Here is an 11,706-nt window from a genome sequence, read left to right as displayed (position 1 = left end):
CAAGCGGCATCAGTTACGAAGACCTCTGCGAACGCATCTGCCGGCTCGCTCTCAACCTTTAGCAACACGTCCTAGGTCGGTCCCAGTGGCGCTCCTCAACCGCGGTGTAGCCGACGGAGACCGTCATAGATCTCCACGCGCTGCTGCGACGTGAGCGCCCCGCGTGCATCGGCGTCGTCGAAGATCGCGCGGAGCCGGCGCACCAAGTCGCGTCGGCCGCGGCGTTCCTCACGGGTCCGGAACCGGTACAAGGCCCACACGGCCGCGAAGATCACCGCGAAGCAGGCGACGGCCAGCAGAACGGCCACCGTGATCGCTGATGCGGTCACTTCGGGCCCCGAGGCAACGACGGATCGTAGCCACTCTCGGCACGGAGCTGTTCGATCAGAACGGACCGCTCAGACGTCGGCCGGTACCGGCGACGCTCACGCAGCAGCCGACGCGCGATCAGCTGCAGCACGACCGCGGCGCCCGCGAGGACGTACACGACGAGCGTGCCGAGATCCCAAACCAGGAGCCATTGGTGGGTGGTCATGTTCATCATCCTCTCGCGCCCGGGTCAGGAGTGGGCGCCGGAGTACTGGGGGAACATGCGGTCGATCGTCGCATCGTGACGGTCCGCACGGTCGTCCTCGCCGCGGGCGCGGGAGATCTCCGCGAACGTCGAACCCGACGCCGACGGTTCAGCGGGGGCCGGCCGGCGGCACATCTCGGCGTAGTACCGGTCTGCGTCGTGCTCGGACTGCTCGAGGCGGGCCCGCAGCTCGAGGACCTCGGCCATGAGCTCCGGGGCGGCCATCTGGAACCCAACCATGTAGCCGGCCTCGTAGACCTGCCGCTGCTCCGGGGACAGTTCCCACTCGCGGACGTGCTCGGTCGGGTCGGCGGTGGCTCGGTCGATCGCGATGAGGGCGTGGCCCGGGTCATTGAGGAACAGCTCGTCGACGGCGACGCGGATCTCGGGCTGGACGACGTCGGAACGAGTGGTCGGGCGTTCGAGCGTCATCGTCATCACGCGACCTTTCCCGTCTCGATGAGCGCGGCGACGGCGTCGATCTTGTCGGGGCGGAACCCGCTCCAGGAGCCGGTCTCCGTGTCGGTGACGACGATCGGAGCGTTGGTGCCGAGGGTGGTCTTCCACTCGTCGATCTGCGCCTGATCGACGTCGTCGAGGATCACCTCGGTGTACTCGATGCCGGCGGATGCGAGAGCACGCTCCGTGGCCTTGCACATGCCGCAGAACCCGGACTTGGTGTACACCGTGATGCTCATCGAAATCACCTTTTCGTAAAGTTTGTAATGCCGGGGAACTACTCCCCGTTGCATGCTTCTATTCTATAGCGCGCGGGCCTATATGGGTAGCCTTTTCCGCACATTCTTCTACTATTTTTTACCGGGCGGCACTACTGTTGGCAGGTTGTTGCATATGCATTATCTGGCACCAACGCTTGACGTTTACGAACGCACGGCTGGGGCATCGATAACGGCGGGAGGGCTGGCTATCCCCTGGCGCATTAGCGCCGTTCTACTATTACCGTCACCCGATAGAAACAGCGTGCTGCGCATTCTCTAACTGTGTCGTCCCGGCGCTTTTCACCACGTCGCCGACCGTCACCGCCCCGGCGGGTCAGCCCGCGACGGGGTGCGTGGTGCTGGTCGCGATGGTCTGCACGGTGACGTCGTCGTGGTCGCACTCCCAGAAGGCCATGCGCACGTCATCGGCGATCGATTCGGGCAGCTGCTCGTTCGTCCACGCCGTCGACGGGAACGACACGGTAACGGTGACCGTCGTCATGGGAACGGTGGAGGACGGGCCGTGCCCGGCGCCGCCCCACTCGTACTGCCACGCGAACGCGACGTGCCCGACGGGGCCACCGTGGTACCGGTCGAACACGGCCCGGTGCTCATCGTCGGTGTGCTCCGGCGGCCGGGTGCAGGTCCAGCGGGTGCCGTCGACGTCGTAGGTCGTCGCGCCGCACACGGACACGCGGGGGTCGACGTCCGCGCCCGGGGCCATGTCAGCGGCCGGGGCCAGCGGGTCGGTCTGCTCGTCGGTGAGGTGGGTGGGGCGTTCGTATGTGATGTACATGCTCGTGGTGCCTCTCTAAGCTGTGGGTGCGGTCTGGGTCGAGACGTCCGGACCGCGCCTCAGGGAGGCGGGGGCGTTCCGAATTCGGGACGTCCCCGCCGTTTGTTCAGCAACGCGCGGTGGCCGGGGTGAGGTCAACGTGCTGCAGCAGGAACTACACCGCGGACCAAGCGGAGAGCTGCGGGCGGTCCCAGGCGTGCCAGCCGTCGTTGAACTCGCAGCCCTGCCCACCGGTGATGTCCCGCCCCTCCACGAGGACGCCGGCGTCGTCGCAGAGCACCAGGTGCGGCATGTTGCTGGACTCGCGGACGATGCATTGTGCGGCGAGGTTCCCGGCGGCGGTGAAGTCGCGTGTGGTGTTGATGCCGTCGCAGCAGTACCGGACTTCGGTCGGCATCTCCCCCGCCTCCCCAGCGATCAACGTGGTGCCGTGGTCGGTGTAGGTGTCGGTCATCCCGTCGAACGAGCGCCCCTCGTACTTGCCGCAGATCTCGTCGACCTGCGCACTGGTGGGGCCGTCTTCGTGGTGGACGTTGATCCACGCCGCCGCGGTACCGGTGCAGCAGCGGACGGAGAAGCGCACGCCCGGGAATCGAGTGCGCAGTTCCTTGCGGAGTAGGGCGGCGACGGCCTTCGTGGGGAGGATGGTGGTAGTCATGGGGTGCCGGTTCCTTCGGGATCGGTTGTGGGAAGAGTGATTAGGGGCGGCCGGGACCAAATTGGTGTTGGTCCCGGCCGCTTCGTTCACTCGTCGGGTCGGTGCGGATCAGGGTGTCCACGTAGGTGGTGAACTGTGGTCCGCTGATGACCGCGGTGTGCGTCAGGACGTAGCCCTGCTGGAACCGGATTTGCAGGTCCTCGTCGCGTTCGGTGATCTTCGCCAACTGCCGTGGGATCTCGTCCTCCCCCACCACCGGGATCAATGTGGCCAGACTGTCGATGCGTTGCATGTGCTTTCCTCTCCCTCTCGTTGTTTTGCCTGGAAGGCGACTTGTCGCCGCTAGGGCGGGAGGGTGCAGTGCAACCCGGAGGGCGGTGGGGGAGAGAATTTCGGCGCGAAATAAGCGAAGCGCGTGCCGAAATTCTCGGAGGATCCGGGCCGCGCAGCGGCTTGCGCGGAGCCTGGACGGACGTACGCTGCCGAAGGCTTCCAGGCAAACCAACTGCCCGAAGGGCCCACAGTGCCGGCGGAGCCGGTTCCACTCGGAGCGCAGCGACTCCCGGCCTCCGGCCGGAAGCCTTGGGATACTCGCCCCATGAGCGAGCACGCCGGACACCCCACCCCGCGGCCACGCCGGCGCCCGTTCCGCGCGATCGGCCGGTTCTTCGACTCGGTCGGCCCGCTGCTCGACTTCCTCGGTGTCCTCACGGGCCTGGTGCTCGTCATCGACCTGCTGGTCAGGTCGCTGAACGGCGAGCACTTCGGCATGTTCTAACCCGAGACTTTGTGCAACATCGCACGAAGTGAGGCACAATCATGCAGGCGCATCGACGATGCGGGCTCAGCGCTGCTATGGGGGGCGCATCGTCGATGCTGCCGTTTCGGACTCGAGGGGAGCCGGCCTGTGCCGTTGCGGAAACATGCTGAAGAGATGCGTGACATGTACGCGAACGAGATCGCGGCCGCCGTTCACGGCGGCGTCGAACCGGCACAGCTGCAGGTGGAGTCGTGGGCGCGGTACGACGCCGCGGCACGCGGCGGAGATCCCGCGGCCGCGTTCCCCTCGTCGGGGCCGACACAGAACTGATCGCTGCAGGCAGCTACCGCACAGTCCATGCTGGTGGCGGTGGGAGCTTGGCCAGAAGCAGTGGACGTGAAGCGAGTCGGTCGGGCATGGTTGCTGGTGCCGGTTTCCCTCCCCTGGGGCCGGCGCCGGGGCGGGAACTCCTTCTGAGTGATCGTGCGTACTCCCGCCCCGGTTTCACCTCCCAACGACGGCATGTCGTACAGCCGCGTCGATGGTGCCGCTGGCAGCATCGCCGGTATGGGATCTCGTCGCGGCGGCCGTAGGAAACAAAGCCGAACTCGGATTCAGCCAGCAGACGCGCTGCTCGAGCTGGTACCCGAGCCCCTACCGTCCGCGGCCGCTGACCCATATGCGGCAGTGACGACCGCGCCGACCGCGATTGTCGTGTCGAACGCGTTCTGGGTGCAGTTCGCTGTACTCGAGCCGTGCGACGTCGCCGGGTGCACCGCTCAGGCCGGTCCGGAAGCGTGGGAGCTGCTGGACCTCGACACGGGCGAGGAACCGCCGGGACGGTTCTGCGACGACCACCAGATCGCATGGGCCACCCAGGATCGTTCGTTGACGTCGCCGGCGGCGGATCCTGCGGGCGTCTGAGCGGGGTTGATGCGGCGCCGCTCTGCGGTGTCGTCGCGGTGCGAGCTCCGTCGAGCGGCGCTGGGGAGCGATGAGGGGCACGCCCCTCATGCGGTGGCTAAGCCGACGCGCAGCCCACGGACGTCGGGAGAGTCCGATGGGACATTTTCGGTGCCGGATGGGACACGATCCGGGGCCGGGTGGGCGTGAGGGCCGCTGGTTGCGGCCCTCATGCCGTGTCACCTACTCGGTGGTCGTGGCCTCGCCGTCCGCCTGGTCGAGGTCGGGCTGGTCGAGGTCGGGCTGGATGCCTGCGGCCAACTGCTCGACGTGGCTGAGCGGGTACCCCCACGTGGCCAACTGGTTCAGGTAGCCGCGGGACTCCGCGTCCGGGGTGCGCCACCACTCCCGGTTCGCGGTGTTCTCGAATCCAGCGAACACCACGGCCAGCGACAGGTGCAGCCCCTTCGTGGGGTGTTCCTCGACCCACTGGGAGAGCGTGTCGCCGTCCCACCCGGTGGTCTCGATGCCGAGCAGACCGCGAGCGGACACGAGACCGGAGGCGTACCGGGTGGTGGCGTGGCGGGTGAGCGCGACCGCGAGGAACCGGGCGGCGTCCTTCGGTGCGTTCTTCCGCTGCAACAGGCCCGCGATCCACTCGCGGCGGACCTGGTCAGCGGCGTCCCACGCCTTGTTGTTGGCGACCAGGACCCGCCGTGCGGCCTTGCGTTCCTCGGCCTCAGCCGCGCGATCCTCATCAGACGACTCCGCCGCCGCTTCCGGCGTTCCGCCGACCTGGATGGTCGCGCTGAAGCGCGGGTAGCGGGTGTGGTGGGCGTCCGGGGTGGTGCACACCTGCACCGGCTCCGGCGTCCCCCACTGACTCACCGTCCACGCGGCACCCGCGCACTTGGCGTGTGCTTCGGGGTCGAGGCCGTGGCGCTCGGCGTAGTCGGTCACGTCGTCGGCGGCGTCGGTGAGGCGGTCCAACGACTCGTAGTCGTCGTCGTCCCCCACGACCCGCTTGCCCGCGGCCACCAGGTCCGCGTGTACCTGCACGCGGGCCTCGCGGCGCTCGGCGTCCTGGCGGAGCCGGGCGGCGGTGTGGGTCAGTTCGTCGTCGTCGTATCCCTCCGCGATGCACTCGGTGAGTTCGGTGACGGCGTCGGCGTCACCGTCGAACTCGGCCAGCAGCAACGCCTGGGTGAACGTCGCCTGACCGGAGGTCATGGCGGCGGACGCGGTGTTCGACTTCGCCACCGTCAGGGTCTGCTTCACGGTGTCCCGCTTGGTGCCGGTCTCGCGGGCGATCGCGGTGACGGACAGTCCCTCGATTTCCAACTGGCGGTAGGCGGCGAGCCGGTCACCGTCCGTCAGGGCGGTGCGACGCTCGTTGGCGACCAACTGCTCCGCGATCCGCGCCGCGGCACTGTCGCCACGCTCGGTGACGAACACCGGGACCGTGGTCGCGGCCTCGCGGGCGGCGAGGACGCGCATCTGGCCGTCGCGGACCACCACGGCCCCGTCCGTGTTGCGGTAGCCGATCGTCGGCAGGAGCACCCCGTGGCGCTTCACGGAGGCCAGGAACGCGGGGTCGAGGTCGGCCGCGGTGCGGACGTTGTCCTCGATCACCACGTCCGCGGCAGGCACGTGCACCAGGTCAACGCCCGCCGTGGTGGGAGCCGCGTCGGTCGTGGCCCCGGGCTGAGGCTGGTCCGTCAGGTGGGTGACGGTGATGTTCTCGGTCATGGTCATGTCGTTTGCTACGCTTTCCGGTAGTGACCGGGTGCGGGTCCTGGCAATTGAAGGTTGTCAGGAATTCCGCACCCGGTCGTTTCTATGGATGCTGCGGTGTCTTACTGGTGGAGTGCCGCGGTGAGCGCTTCCGCACGCGTGAGTGCGGCGCGTGCGCGGCCAAAGGCGGTCATGACGGCCGTGTGCTGATCCGGCGACAGGGACCGGGTGTCTCCGGCGTTGTCGTAGGTCAGGAACAGGACCGTCCCGTACAGCGGCGACGCCGCCCGCGACCGGCCAAGGGCGACCGCTGCGACGGTGGCGAGGTCGTTGCGGTCCCCCGCGTACATGCCCTCGTCATCGATCCACGCATCGATCCGGCCGTCGAGGCGGGCCACGTCCACCAGGCGGCACCCGATCTGCTCCCGCGTGCCCTGCAGGGTGGACTGCGCCGCGTTCACCACGACGCCCTCGACCGCACCATCTGCGGTCGCTCGAATACCCATCAACTTCATTTCCTTCTTCCTCTCCCTTTCGTTGTTTGCCCGGGAAGGCACGTAGTGCCGATAGGACGAGGGGCCGGGGTGCAAGCCCAAAGCGGCGACGCTCCGAGAAGTTTCGACCGGCGCCGTCCTTCGACGGAGGAGATCTACACGACGGTGCCGGTCGAAAGTTCTCGCGTGCGGCGGTGGCGACGGCTTGCGGCCCGGAACCTCGTCCGTACAATCGCCGAAGGCTTCCCGGGCAAACAACGAACCCCCTGGGGTTCGACAAGCACTGGCCGGCTCGCCGGCTCCCTCCAGTCAGGAAAGGCCGCCGGAGGCGGGGCAGCTCAGACCAGAACAGTCCGCCGGCACGGCGGCCCGCTCACGTCTCTTACCGCGAGCTGCAGCAACACCGGGTCGCTCCCCCGTCAAGCCGTGTTGATTGCACGGTATGAGCGAGTTCGTGCGGACCAGCCCGGGACGGAACCCCGACGATCGCGACGCGCACGGCGTCGACCTCGTCGTCGACGACACCCGCCCAGCGGTCCGGATGCTGATCCGCGGTGTGCTGCCCCACACGCTCGAGCAGGGCGGCCGCGTCTGGGCGGCTACCGCCGAGGCACACGACGGCGCCGGCGGGCCGCCGATCGCGGTGTACCGACCTCAGACGTGAAGCGGCCCCGGCCTGTTGGGGGGAACAGGGCCAGGGCCGGTGCTGCTCGGACCGAAATTTGGGGGCTGATCCGAGCGGCCGCGCTCGAACGTGTTGGGGGGAACAGCTCGAGCGCAACTCCACGGTATCGCTAGAGCGCCTAGCGAGTCACCCCGACACGTTATGAGGCTGCTGAGACTCCGCTCGATGCTTCACCGCAGTCCGCCACACCCATGCCGCCGTCGCCGCCTGCCCGCTCCCCCACTCAACCAGGACCGCGTCACCGGTCGCAGCGATCGCAGCGATCGCGCGAGCGTGTGGGCGACGTCGGTCAGAGCCGACGTCGCTGCGAATCTTTGAAGTCCACCCGAAATCAGTGACCGCTTGCAGCGCACGGTCGACGTCGCCGCCGGACAATCCCACCTGTAACGGAGGCCAGGTCCGCCCGGCAGATCGAATCGCGCTTTCGCTGCTGCAGAAGAACGTCCTCAACCGGCACCGATGGACTTCTCGCGAGCAACTGCGGCTCGCGATCGTGCACTGGATCGAGGGCACCTACCACCGAAAGCGCCGACAGCGCGGTCTCGGGAAGTTGACGCCCATCGAGTACGAAGCAATCATCAACCTGCAGGCAGCACTCGCGGCCTCAACCAACGAGTCAACCCAACCTGCAGCAGTCCCGCCCTCTTCTGTGCGTCAGACGGCATCCACACCAGCCGGCACCGTCCGGTGCCGCACAGGCCGCGCGCCATACCCACGCCTGCACCAGGTGCCCGTCGACGAGCCATCGGACGCACACTGCATCAGGCGTCGACGACACAGCCACCGCAGCGACGCGGCGCTGCGTGCCATCGTTCTCCGGCACCCACGCTCGCACCGGTCGGAGCCCGGCGCCCTCCACGGGCGCGCCGATGGCTTCTGGGGACAACGAGTACCGCGCTTCGTCTGGTGCGGTATACCGGTCCCGTCGACGTGCTCCCACATGCGGGAGCGTAGACAGCCCTACCGATGCCACCTCAGAGCACACCAATCTGCGCGAGTTCGATCGCTCGATCCGTGTTCCCGCGCGGGCTACACGGCAACGTCCGAGTGACCATCCGATTTTTGAAAGTTAGGTACTCAACCGGCCTTAGTATCAGAGAGCTGGAAGGTAAAGCAGGACGCCAACCGGTACAAAAAGCAAAGAGACCCTAGCTGGTTGCACCCAGCTGGGTCTCCGCGCCCGATGTGAGCATGTGCTTGGGGTGTCACGCGTAGGAACCCCGTCTAGTACGACTCGAACCCTACGCCAAACCGCTAGGGGTTTCCAGTTCTCGATCTGAGCACTGGGAACCCGGACGCGGAACCGGCACCTGCAAGCCGCTCGGTCCTGAGGGAACGAGCGGAAGGAGTCCGAACGTGGAACCACGCAAGGATGACGACGCATCACGGAAGATCGCACTCTGGTTCCAGATCGGCAGCTTCGCTGTCGGTGTGGCCAGGTTCATCTTGGCAGCCGTGAAGTAAGACAAGCGCCCTCCTGGCCTCAGCCAGGAGGGCGCTTCTTCGTGCAGTGCGTCGCTACTCGCTCGCCTCAGGGTCCTGCTTCGGGTTCCATGAGCCGAACGTCCAACCAGTCACATCGGCCAGCGACCCCCTCCACAGTGGGACTTCTACGTAGTCGTCGGCAGTTCCGATACGGACGTCCTTCATATGGAAGAACTGCCTGGCCTGGTGAGGAAGCCCGGCCTCGCGCCGTCGCTTCCCCTCAGCCACGGTGTCTTCGTGGAACTCGTTGAAGTACTCCTCCATCCAGCTCACGTCGGAGCCAACCTGCTTATGCTGCTCCACGGTTGCGTCGATCCAGGCACGACGGCTGATTGCGAGGCCGGAAACCAGAAAGCCGTTCGACGTTATAGTCAGGCCGATGACGCCTTCGGGGTTGTCGTCGTCCATGCTGAAGTAGACGTCGAGCGCCAGGTCGAGATACCAGTCCTTTCGCATCACTCGCTTGCGGTCGTAGCCGTCTGGGTCAGTGTTCGGATCCCACCGCTGCACATCGTCGTCCTGGTCGTCGGGGATCCGCTCTTCGGGGGGTAGTTCTTCGTTGGTCATGGTCATACCTCCGGTCGGGTTGGGATAAACGTATCCACGACGAACGACAGCTGAGGGACGATAGAAGCATGAGTGCCATGCAGACCGTCATCGTTCGCTGCGACTTCCGGCCATGCGCCGCGTTCATCGCCCCAATGGACTTCCCCGGCGACAGCATCGAGGGTGCTCGCATCACTGCCAGGACCCACGGGTGGCTTACCGCCGACCACGGCGAAGGCGCGCACCGGCTTGGGGACTTCTGCCCGGAGCACGCAGCATCGAACGCGATCTGGCGGCAGTGAAACGGTAGTTCGCTTCACAGGCCGCGCGCCCGATCGTCTACGGCAGTGCAGCAACTAGCGGTGTCGAGCGTTCACCCTGTCAATGATCACTTGCAACTTCTCGCGGAGCTGTGTGGATCGCTTGATGAACTCCCCACGGCGTGAATCGAAGACCGCGAAGGCCTCGTCAACGTCTTGCCCGCTCCGCCAAAGCCCTTCATGCTCCGGGTCTTGCCGCGCCTTGTCCCACCACTTCCATGCGGTGATCGTGTCAACCCAATGCGCGCCCACGGTGTCTATCGCATCAGCCAATTCGCTCACTAGGTCGCGATCTTCGGCTATGCGTAGACGAGGTGCCAGAGCATGCAGTCCGTTCGTCCCATGCTCCATGAAGATGGCCGGAGGTTCTTCGAACTCGTACGCCAACTGCGCGGAATTCTCGGCGTACTCCAGCGGACGCAGCGCTGCGAACGCGATGTCTCGCACCTGTTCCTCAACTCGCGCCGCCCGCTGCCTGCGAGTCTCACGCCATGTGTACAACGCGCTGAACCCCGCCACGATCAGAGCAAGGAAAGAGATGCCGTTCGAGAGCCAATCCACTCCGCCATCACATCATGCGTGGAGGACGTCGCGCACCGAGCGACTGAGTATCAACGGACTCAGCCGGGTAGCCCAAGATCTTGTGCCACCGCTGGTGACCGCCGAGGCTGCAAGACGTCTAGTTCCGCTGGTCCCATAGGTTCATTAGCGTCTCGATCATGTTTAGGGCGGCGTCAAAGTAGCAGGCTAGGCCCGACACGCTCGCCGTGATCATGTAGTCCGCTCCCCCGTGTTCGACGTTGCCGATCTGCTCCCGATCGAGCACATGCACCATCATCGAGTTATTCGCATGCGCCATGCCACTCGCTGTTTGCCAGAGCGCCAACGGCGTCAAGAAGAGCTTCGGAACGAGCGGCGCTATCTCCGTCAGGCGATCGGTGACCGACGTCTTCACTTGGAGCTCCACTCCAGCCAGTGCCGGTCGCCCGTCGCGGTCACGTTCAAGCGCGGCGACCGCTCGGTCCCACCCCGGGTCTTCGCGGCCTAGTTTCTCCGAGACGTTGTGCACCTGTCGGCGGTTCTCGTAAGCCAGTCTCAGCGATCGCGACACCCTCTCGTCCCGCAACGCCGGCTGTAGGAGCCAGAGAGCCGTGCCGGCAGCCTCGTAAGCGCTTCGCACCAACGTGTACATCGCGAACGGCAGAACCGCCTCACCGTTCACGACGATGATCTTGAATCCGTGAAGGTGGTCGAGGGCCACCCCGATACTCACCCGTACCTGGTCAGGTACCGAGCTGTATGGAGCGGCGGCGCGGTCACCGGCAAGCGATGATCCCGCTCGGATTGACAAAGCGTCGGACCGTGCCACAAGAGATTCGTATCGGGCGAAGCTCAGGCGCAGCGACAGTCGGCCCAGCTCCTCGTGCTCGGGCAACTCCTGTCGGTCATGCCGGCCGTCCTCGTGTGTTCCTGCTGTGCTCACGCGTTCATCTTGGATGGTCGGAGCCGCGCCCGATAGACGATCGGCGGTTTCAAGGGGTCGTTGCAACGGGTGGTTGTTTCGGGTCCGAGAGTAGCTGTTCGAATGCTTCTGCAGGGCTGCGGTAGTCGAGGGTCTTGCGGGGGCGGCCGTTGAGTTCGGAAGCGACTTCGAGGAGCCGTTCCGGGCTGTGGACGCTGAGGTCGGTGGACTTCGGGAAGTACTGCCGGAGCAGTCCGTTGGTGTTCTCGTTCGAGCCGCGCTGCCACGGCTTGTGCGGGTCGCAGAAGTAGATCGCGAGGTCCGTGGCGAGAGTGATGTCTTTGTGTCGGGCAAGCTCGGTGCCCTGATCCCACGTCAACGACCGACGCAGATGCTCGGGCAAGGTCTGGATGGTGGGGATCATCGCGTCACGGACCGCGTCGGCGCTGTGCCCGTTGGGCAAATGCAGCAGCATCACGTACCGGGTTGTTCGTGTTGACGCCGAAGTAGAACGGACCCCTTTGTGCCGAACTGGGGCGGACCCCTTCTGGGGTTGTTGAGCTTAGTTGT

17 protein-coding genes and 2 pseudogenes are annotated in these 11,706 nt (G+C 66.1%); 6 read left to right on the top strand and 13 right to left on the bottom strand.

The annotated features are described in order from the left end of the window. Positions 1–95: 95 nt before the first annotated feature. From ITJ69_RS19815 to ITJ69_RS19785, 7 genes are all read right to left on the bottom strand, one after another. Positions 96–329, bottom strand: coding sequence for a hypothetical protein (locus ITJ69_RS19815; RefSeq protein WP_194673801.1), 234 nt, complete (start codon positions 327–329; stop codon positions 96–98). Further along, complete coding sequence (locus tag ITJ69_RS19810; RefSeq protein WP_194673800.1) at positions 326–535, bottom strand: hypothetical protein; 210 nt, start codon at positions 533–535, stop codon at positions 326–328. The genes ITJ69_RS19815 and ITJ69_RS19810 overlap by 4 nt, the downstream gene beginning before the upstream one ends. A 24-nt stretch (positions 536–559) precedes the next feature. Beyond that, positions 560–1,012: a hypothetical protein gene (locus ITJ69_RS19805; RefSeq protein WP_194673799.1), complete on the bottom strand. Its 453-nt coding sequence runs from the start codon at positions 1,010–1,012 to the stop codon at positions 560–562. Continuing rightward, entirely contained in the window at positions 1,012–1,272 is a 261-nt protein-coding gene (locus ITJ69_RS19800; protein WP_194673798.1) for a glutaredoxin domain-containing protein, read from the bottom strand. Before ITJ69_RS19800 ends, ITJ69_RS19805 begins: the two co-directional genes overlap by 1 nt. Before the next feature lie 355 nt (positions 1,273–1,627). Beyond that, a complete protein-coding gene (locus ITJ69_RS19795; RefSeq protein ID WP_194673797.1) occupies positions 1,628–2,089 on the bottom strand; it encodes a hypothetical protein in 462 nt (153 codons plus the stop codon). A 154-nt stretch (positions 2,090–2,243) separates the two neighbouring features. Then, a complete protein-coding gene (locus ITJ69_RS19790) occupies positions 2,244–2,747 on the bottom strand; it encodes an LPD29 domain-containing protein (protein WP_194673796.1) in 504 nt (167 codons plus the stop codon). A 40-nt stretch (positions 2,748–2,787) separates the two neighbouring features. Continuing rightward, the gene (locus ITJ69_RS19785) at positions 2,788–3,039 is read right to left on the bottom strand and encodes a hypothetical protein (protein WP_194673795.1); all 252 of its coding nucleotides are present in this window, start codon (positions 3,037–3,039) and stop codon (positions 2,788–2,790) included. A gap of 306 nt (positions 3,040–3,345) precedes the next feature. On the opposite strand from ITJ69_RS19785, the gene ITJ69_RS19780 reads away from it, so the two are divergent. The 3 genes from ITJ69_RS19780 to ITJ69_RS19770 all read left to right on the top strand — a co-directional run bounded on the left by ITJ69_RS19780 (position 3,346) and on the right by ITJ69_RS19770 (position 4,431). After that, positions 3,346–3,525, top strand: coding sequence for a hypothetical protein (locus ITJ69_RS19780; protein ID WP_194673794.1), 180 nt, complete (start codon positions 3,346–3,348; stop codon positions 3,523–3,525). Positions 3,526–3,681: 156 nt separating this feature from the next. Then, complete coding sequence (locus tag ITJ69_RS19775) at positions 3,682–3,837, top strand: hypothetical protein (protein WP_194673793.1); 156 nt, start codon at positions 3,682–3,684, stop codon at positions 3,835–3,837. A 192-nt stretch (positions 3,838–4,029) separates the two neighbouring features. After that, complete coding sequence (locus tag ITJ69_RS19770) at positions 4,030–4,431, top strand: hypothetical protein (RefSeq protein ID WP_194673792.1); 402 nt, start codon at positions 4,030–4,032, stop codon at positions 4,429–4,431. A gap of 222 nt (positions 4,432–4,653) precedes the next feature. On the opposite strand, the gene ITJ69_RS19765 is transcribed toward ITJ69_RS19770, so the two are convergent. Next, the gene (locus ITJ69_RS19765; RefSeq protein WP_228549969.1) at positions 4,654–6,159 is read right to left on the bottom strand and encodes a ParB/RepB/Spo0J family partition protein; all 1,506 of its coding nucleotides are present in this window, start codon (positions 6,157–6,159) and stop codon (positions 4,654–4,656) included. 107 nt (positions 6,160–6,266) lie between these two features. Further along, on the bottom strand, positions 6,267–6,659 hold the full coding sequence (locus ITJ69_RS19760) for a DUF3846 domain-containing protein (protein WP_228549968.1): 393 nt from the start codon (positions 6,657–6,659) through the stop codon (positions 6,267–6,269). 421 nt (positions 6,660–7,080) lie between these two features. Here ITJ69_RS19760 and ITJ69_RS19755 point away from each other — a divergent pair, with 421 nt between their 5' ends. Beyond that, positions 7,081–7,302: a hypothetical protein gene (locus tag ITJ69_RS19755; RefSeq protein WP_194673789.1), complete on the top strand. Its 222-nt coding sequence runs from the start codon at positions 7,081–7,083 to the stop codon at positions 7,300–7,302. A gap of 445 nt (positions 7,303–7,747) precedes the next feature. Next, a pseudogene (locus tag ITJ69_RS20640) lies at positions 7,748–7,927 on the top strand (IS3 family transposase); the annotation flags it as partial. Between the two features lie 914 nt (positions 7,928–8,841). Here the strand turns inward: ITJ69_RS20640 and ITJ69_RS19750 are convergent. Beyond that, complete coding sequence (locus ITJ69_RS19750; protein WP_194673788.1) at positions 8,842–9,375, bottom strand: hypothetical protein; 534 nt, start codon at positions 9,373–9,375, stop codon at positions 8,842–8,844. A 77-nt stretch (positions 9,376–9,452) separates the two neighbouring features. Here ITJ69_RS19750 and ITJ69_RS19745 point away from each other — a divergent pair, with 77 nt between their 5' ends. Continuing rightward, the gene (locus ITJ69_RS19745; RefSeq protein WP_194673787.1) at positions 9,453–9,656 is read left to right on the top strand and encodes a hypothetical protein; all 204 of its coding nucleotides are present in this window, start codon (positions 9,453–9,455) and stop codon (positions 9,654–9,656) included. 54 nt (positions 9,657–9,710) lie between these two features. Here ITJ69_RS19745 and ITJ69_RS19740 read toward each other — a convergent pair whose 3' ends face one another. From ITJ69_RS19740 to ITJ69_RS19730, 3 genes and pseudogenes are all read right to left on the bottom strand, one after another. After that, positions 9,711–10,235, bottom strand: a complete 525-nt coding sequence (locus ITJ69_RS19740; protein WP_194673786.1) for a hypothetical protein — start codon at positions 10,233–10,235, stop codon at positions 9,711–9,713. Positions 10,236–10,353: 118 nt separating this feature from the next. Next, positions 10,354–11,157, bottom strand: a complete 804-nt coding sequence (locus ITJ69_RS19735; protein ID WP_194673785.1) for a hypothetical protein — start codon at positions 11,155–11,157, stop codon at positions 10,354–10,356. A gap of 49 nt (positions 11,158–11,206) precedes the next feature. Further along, a pseudogene (locus ITJ69_RS19730) lies at positions 11,207–11,629 on the bottom strand (IS30 family transposase); the annotation flags it as partial. Positions 11,630–11,706: the final 77 nt, after the last annotated feature.

It is taken from the genome of Curtobacterium sp. VKM Ac-2887, assembly GCF_015350935.1.
Classification (GTDB): domain Bacteria; phylum Actinomycetota; class Actinomycetes; order Actinomycetales; family Microbacteriaceae; genus Curtobacterium.
Note: the sequence above shows the minus strand (reverse complement) of the source record. Positions and strands in the feature narration are given on the sequence as shown.

Bases quoted from the DNA above. Each gene is read 5' to 3' on its own strand.
- ITJ69_RS19810 (WP_194673800.1), bottom strand. From the start codon at position 535: ATGACCACCCACCAATGGCTCCTGGTTTGGGATCTCGGCACGCTCGTC.
- ITJ69_RS19805 (WP_194673799.1), bottom strand. From the start codon at position 1,012: ATGACGATGACGCTCGAACGCCCGACCACTCGTTCCGACGTCGTCCAG.
- ITJ69_RS19800 (WP_194673798.1), bottom strand. From the start codon at position 1,272: ATGAGCATCACGGTGTACACCAAGTCCGGGTTCTGCGGCATGTGCAAG.
- ITJ69_RS19795 (WP_194673797.1), bottom strand. From the start codon at position 2,089: ATGTACATCACATACGAACGCCCCACCCACCTCACCGACGAGCAGACC.
- ITJ69_RS19790 (WP_194673796.1), bottom strand. From the start codon at position 2,747: ATGACTACCACCATCCTCCCCACGAAGGCCGTCGCCGCCCTACTCCGC.
- ITJ69_RS19785 (WP_194673795.1), bottom strand. From the start codon at position 3,039: ATGCAACGCATCGACAGTCTGGCCACATTGATCCCGGTGGTGGGGGAG.
- ITJ69_RS19780 (WP_194673794.1), top strand. From the start codon at position 3,346: ATGAGCGAGCACGCCGGACACCCCACCCCGCGGCCACGCCGGCGCCCG.
- ITJ69_RS19775 (WP_194673793.1), top strand. From the start codon at position 3,682: ATGCGTGACATGTACGCGAACGAGATCGCGGCCGCCGTTCACGGCGGC.
- ITJ69_RS19770 (WP_194673792.1), top strand. From the start codon at position 4,030: ATGTCGTACAGCCGCGTCGATGGTGCCGCTGGCAGCATCGCCGGTATG.
- ITJ69_RS19765 (WP_228549969.1), bottom strand. From the start codon at position 6,159: ATGACCGAGAACATCACCGTCACCCACCTGACGGACCAGCCTCAGCCC.
- ITJ69_RS19760 (WP_228549968.1), bottom strand. From the start codon at position 6,659: ATGAAGTTGATGGGTATTCGAGCGACCGCAGATGGTGCGGTCGAGGGC.
- ITJ69_RS19755 (WP_194673789.1), top strand. From the start codon at position 7,081: ATGAGCGAGTTCGTGCGGACCAGCCCGGGACGGAACCCCGACGATCGC.
- ITJ69_RS19750 (WP_194673788.1), bottom strand. From the start codon at position 9,375: ATGACCAACGAAGAACTACCCCCCGAAGAGCGGATCCCCGACGACCAG.
- ITJ69_RS19745 (WP_194673787.1), top strand. From the start codon at position 9,453: ATGCAGACCGTCATCGTTCGCTGCGACTTCCGGCCATGCGCCGCGTTC.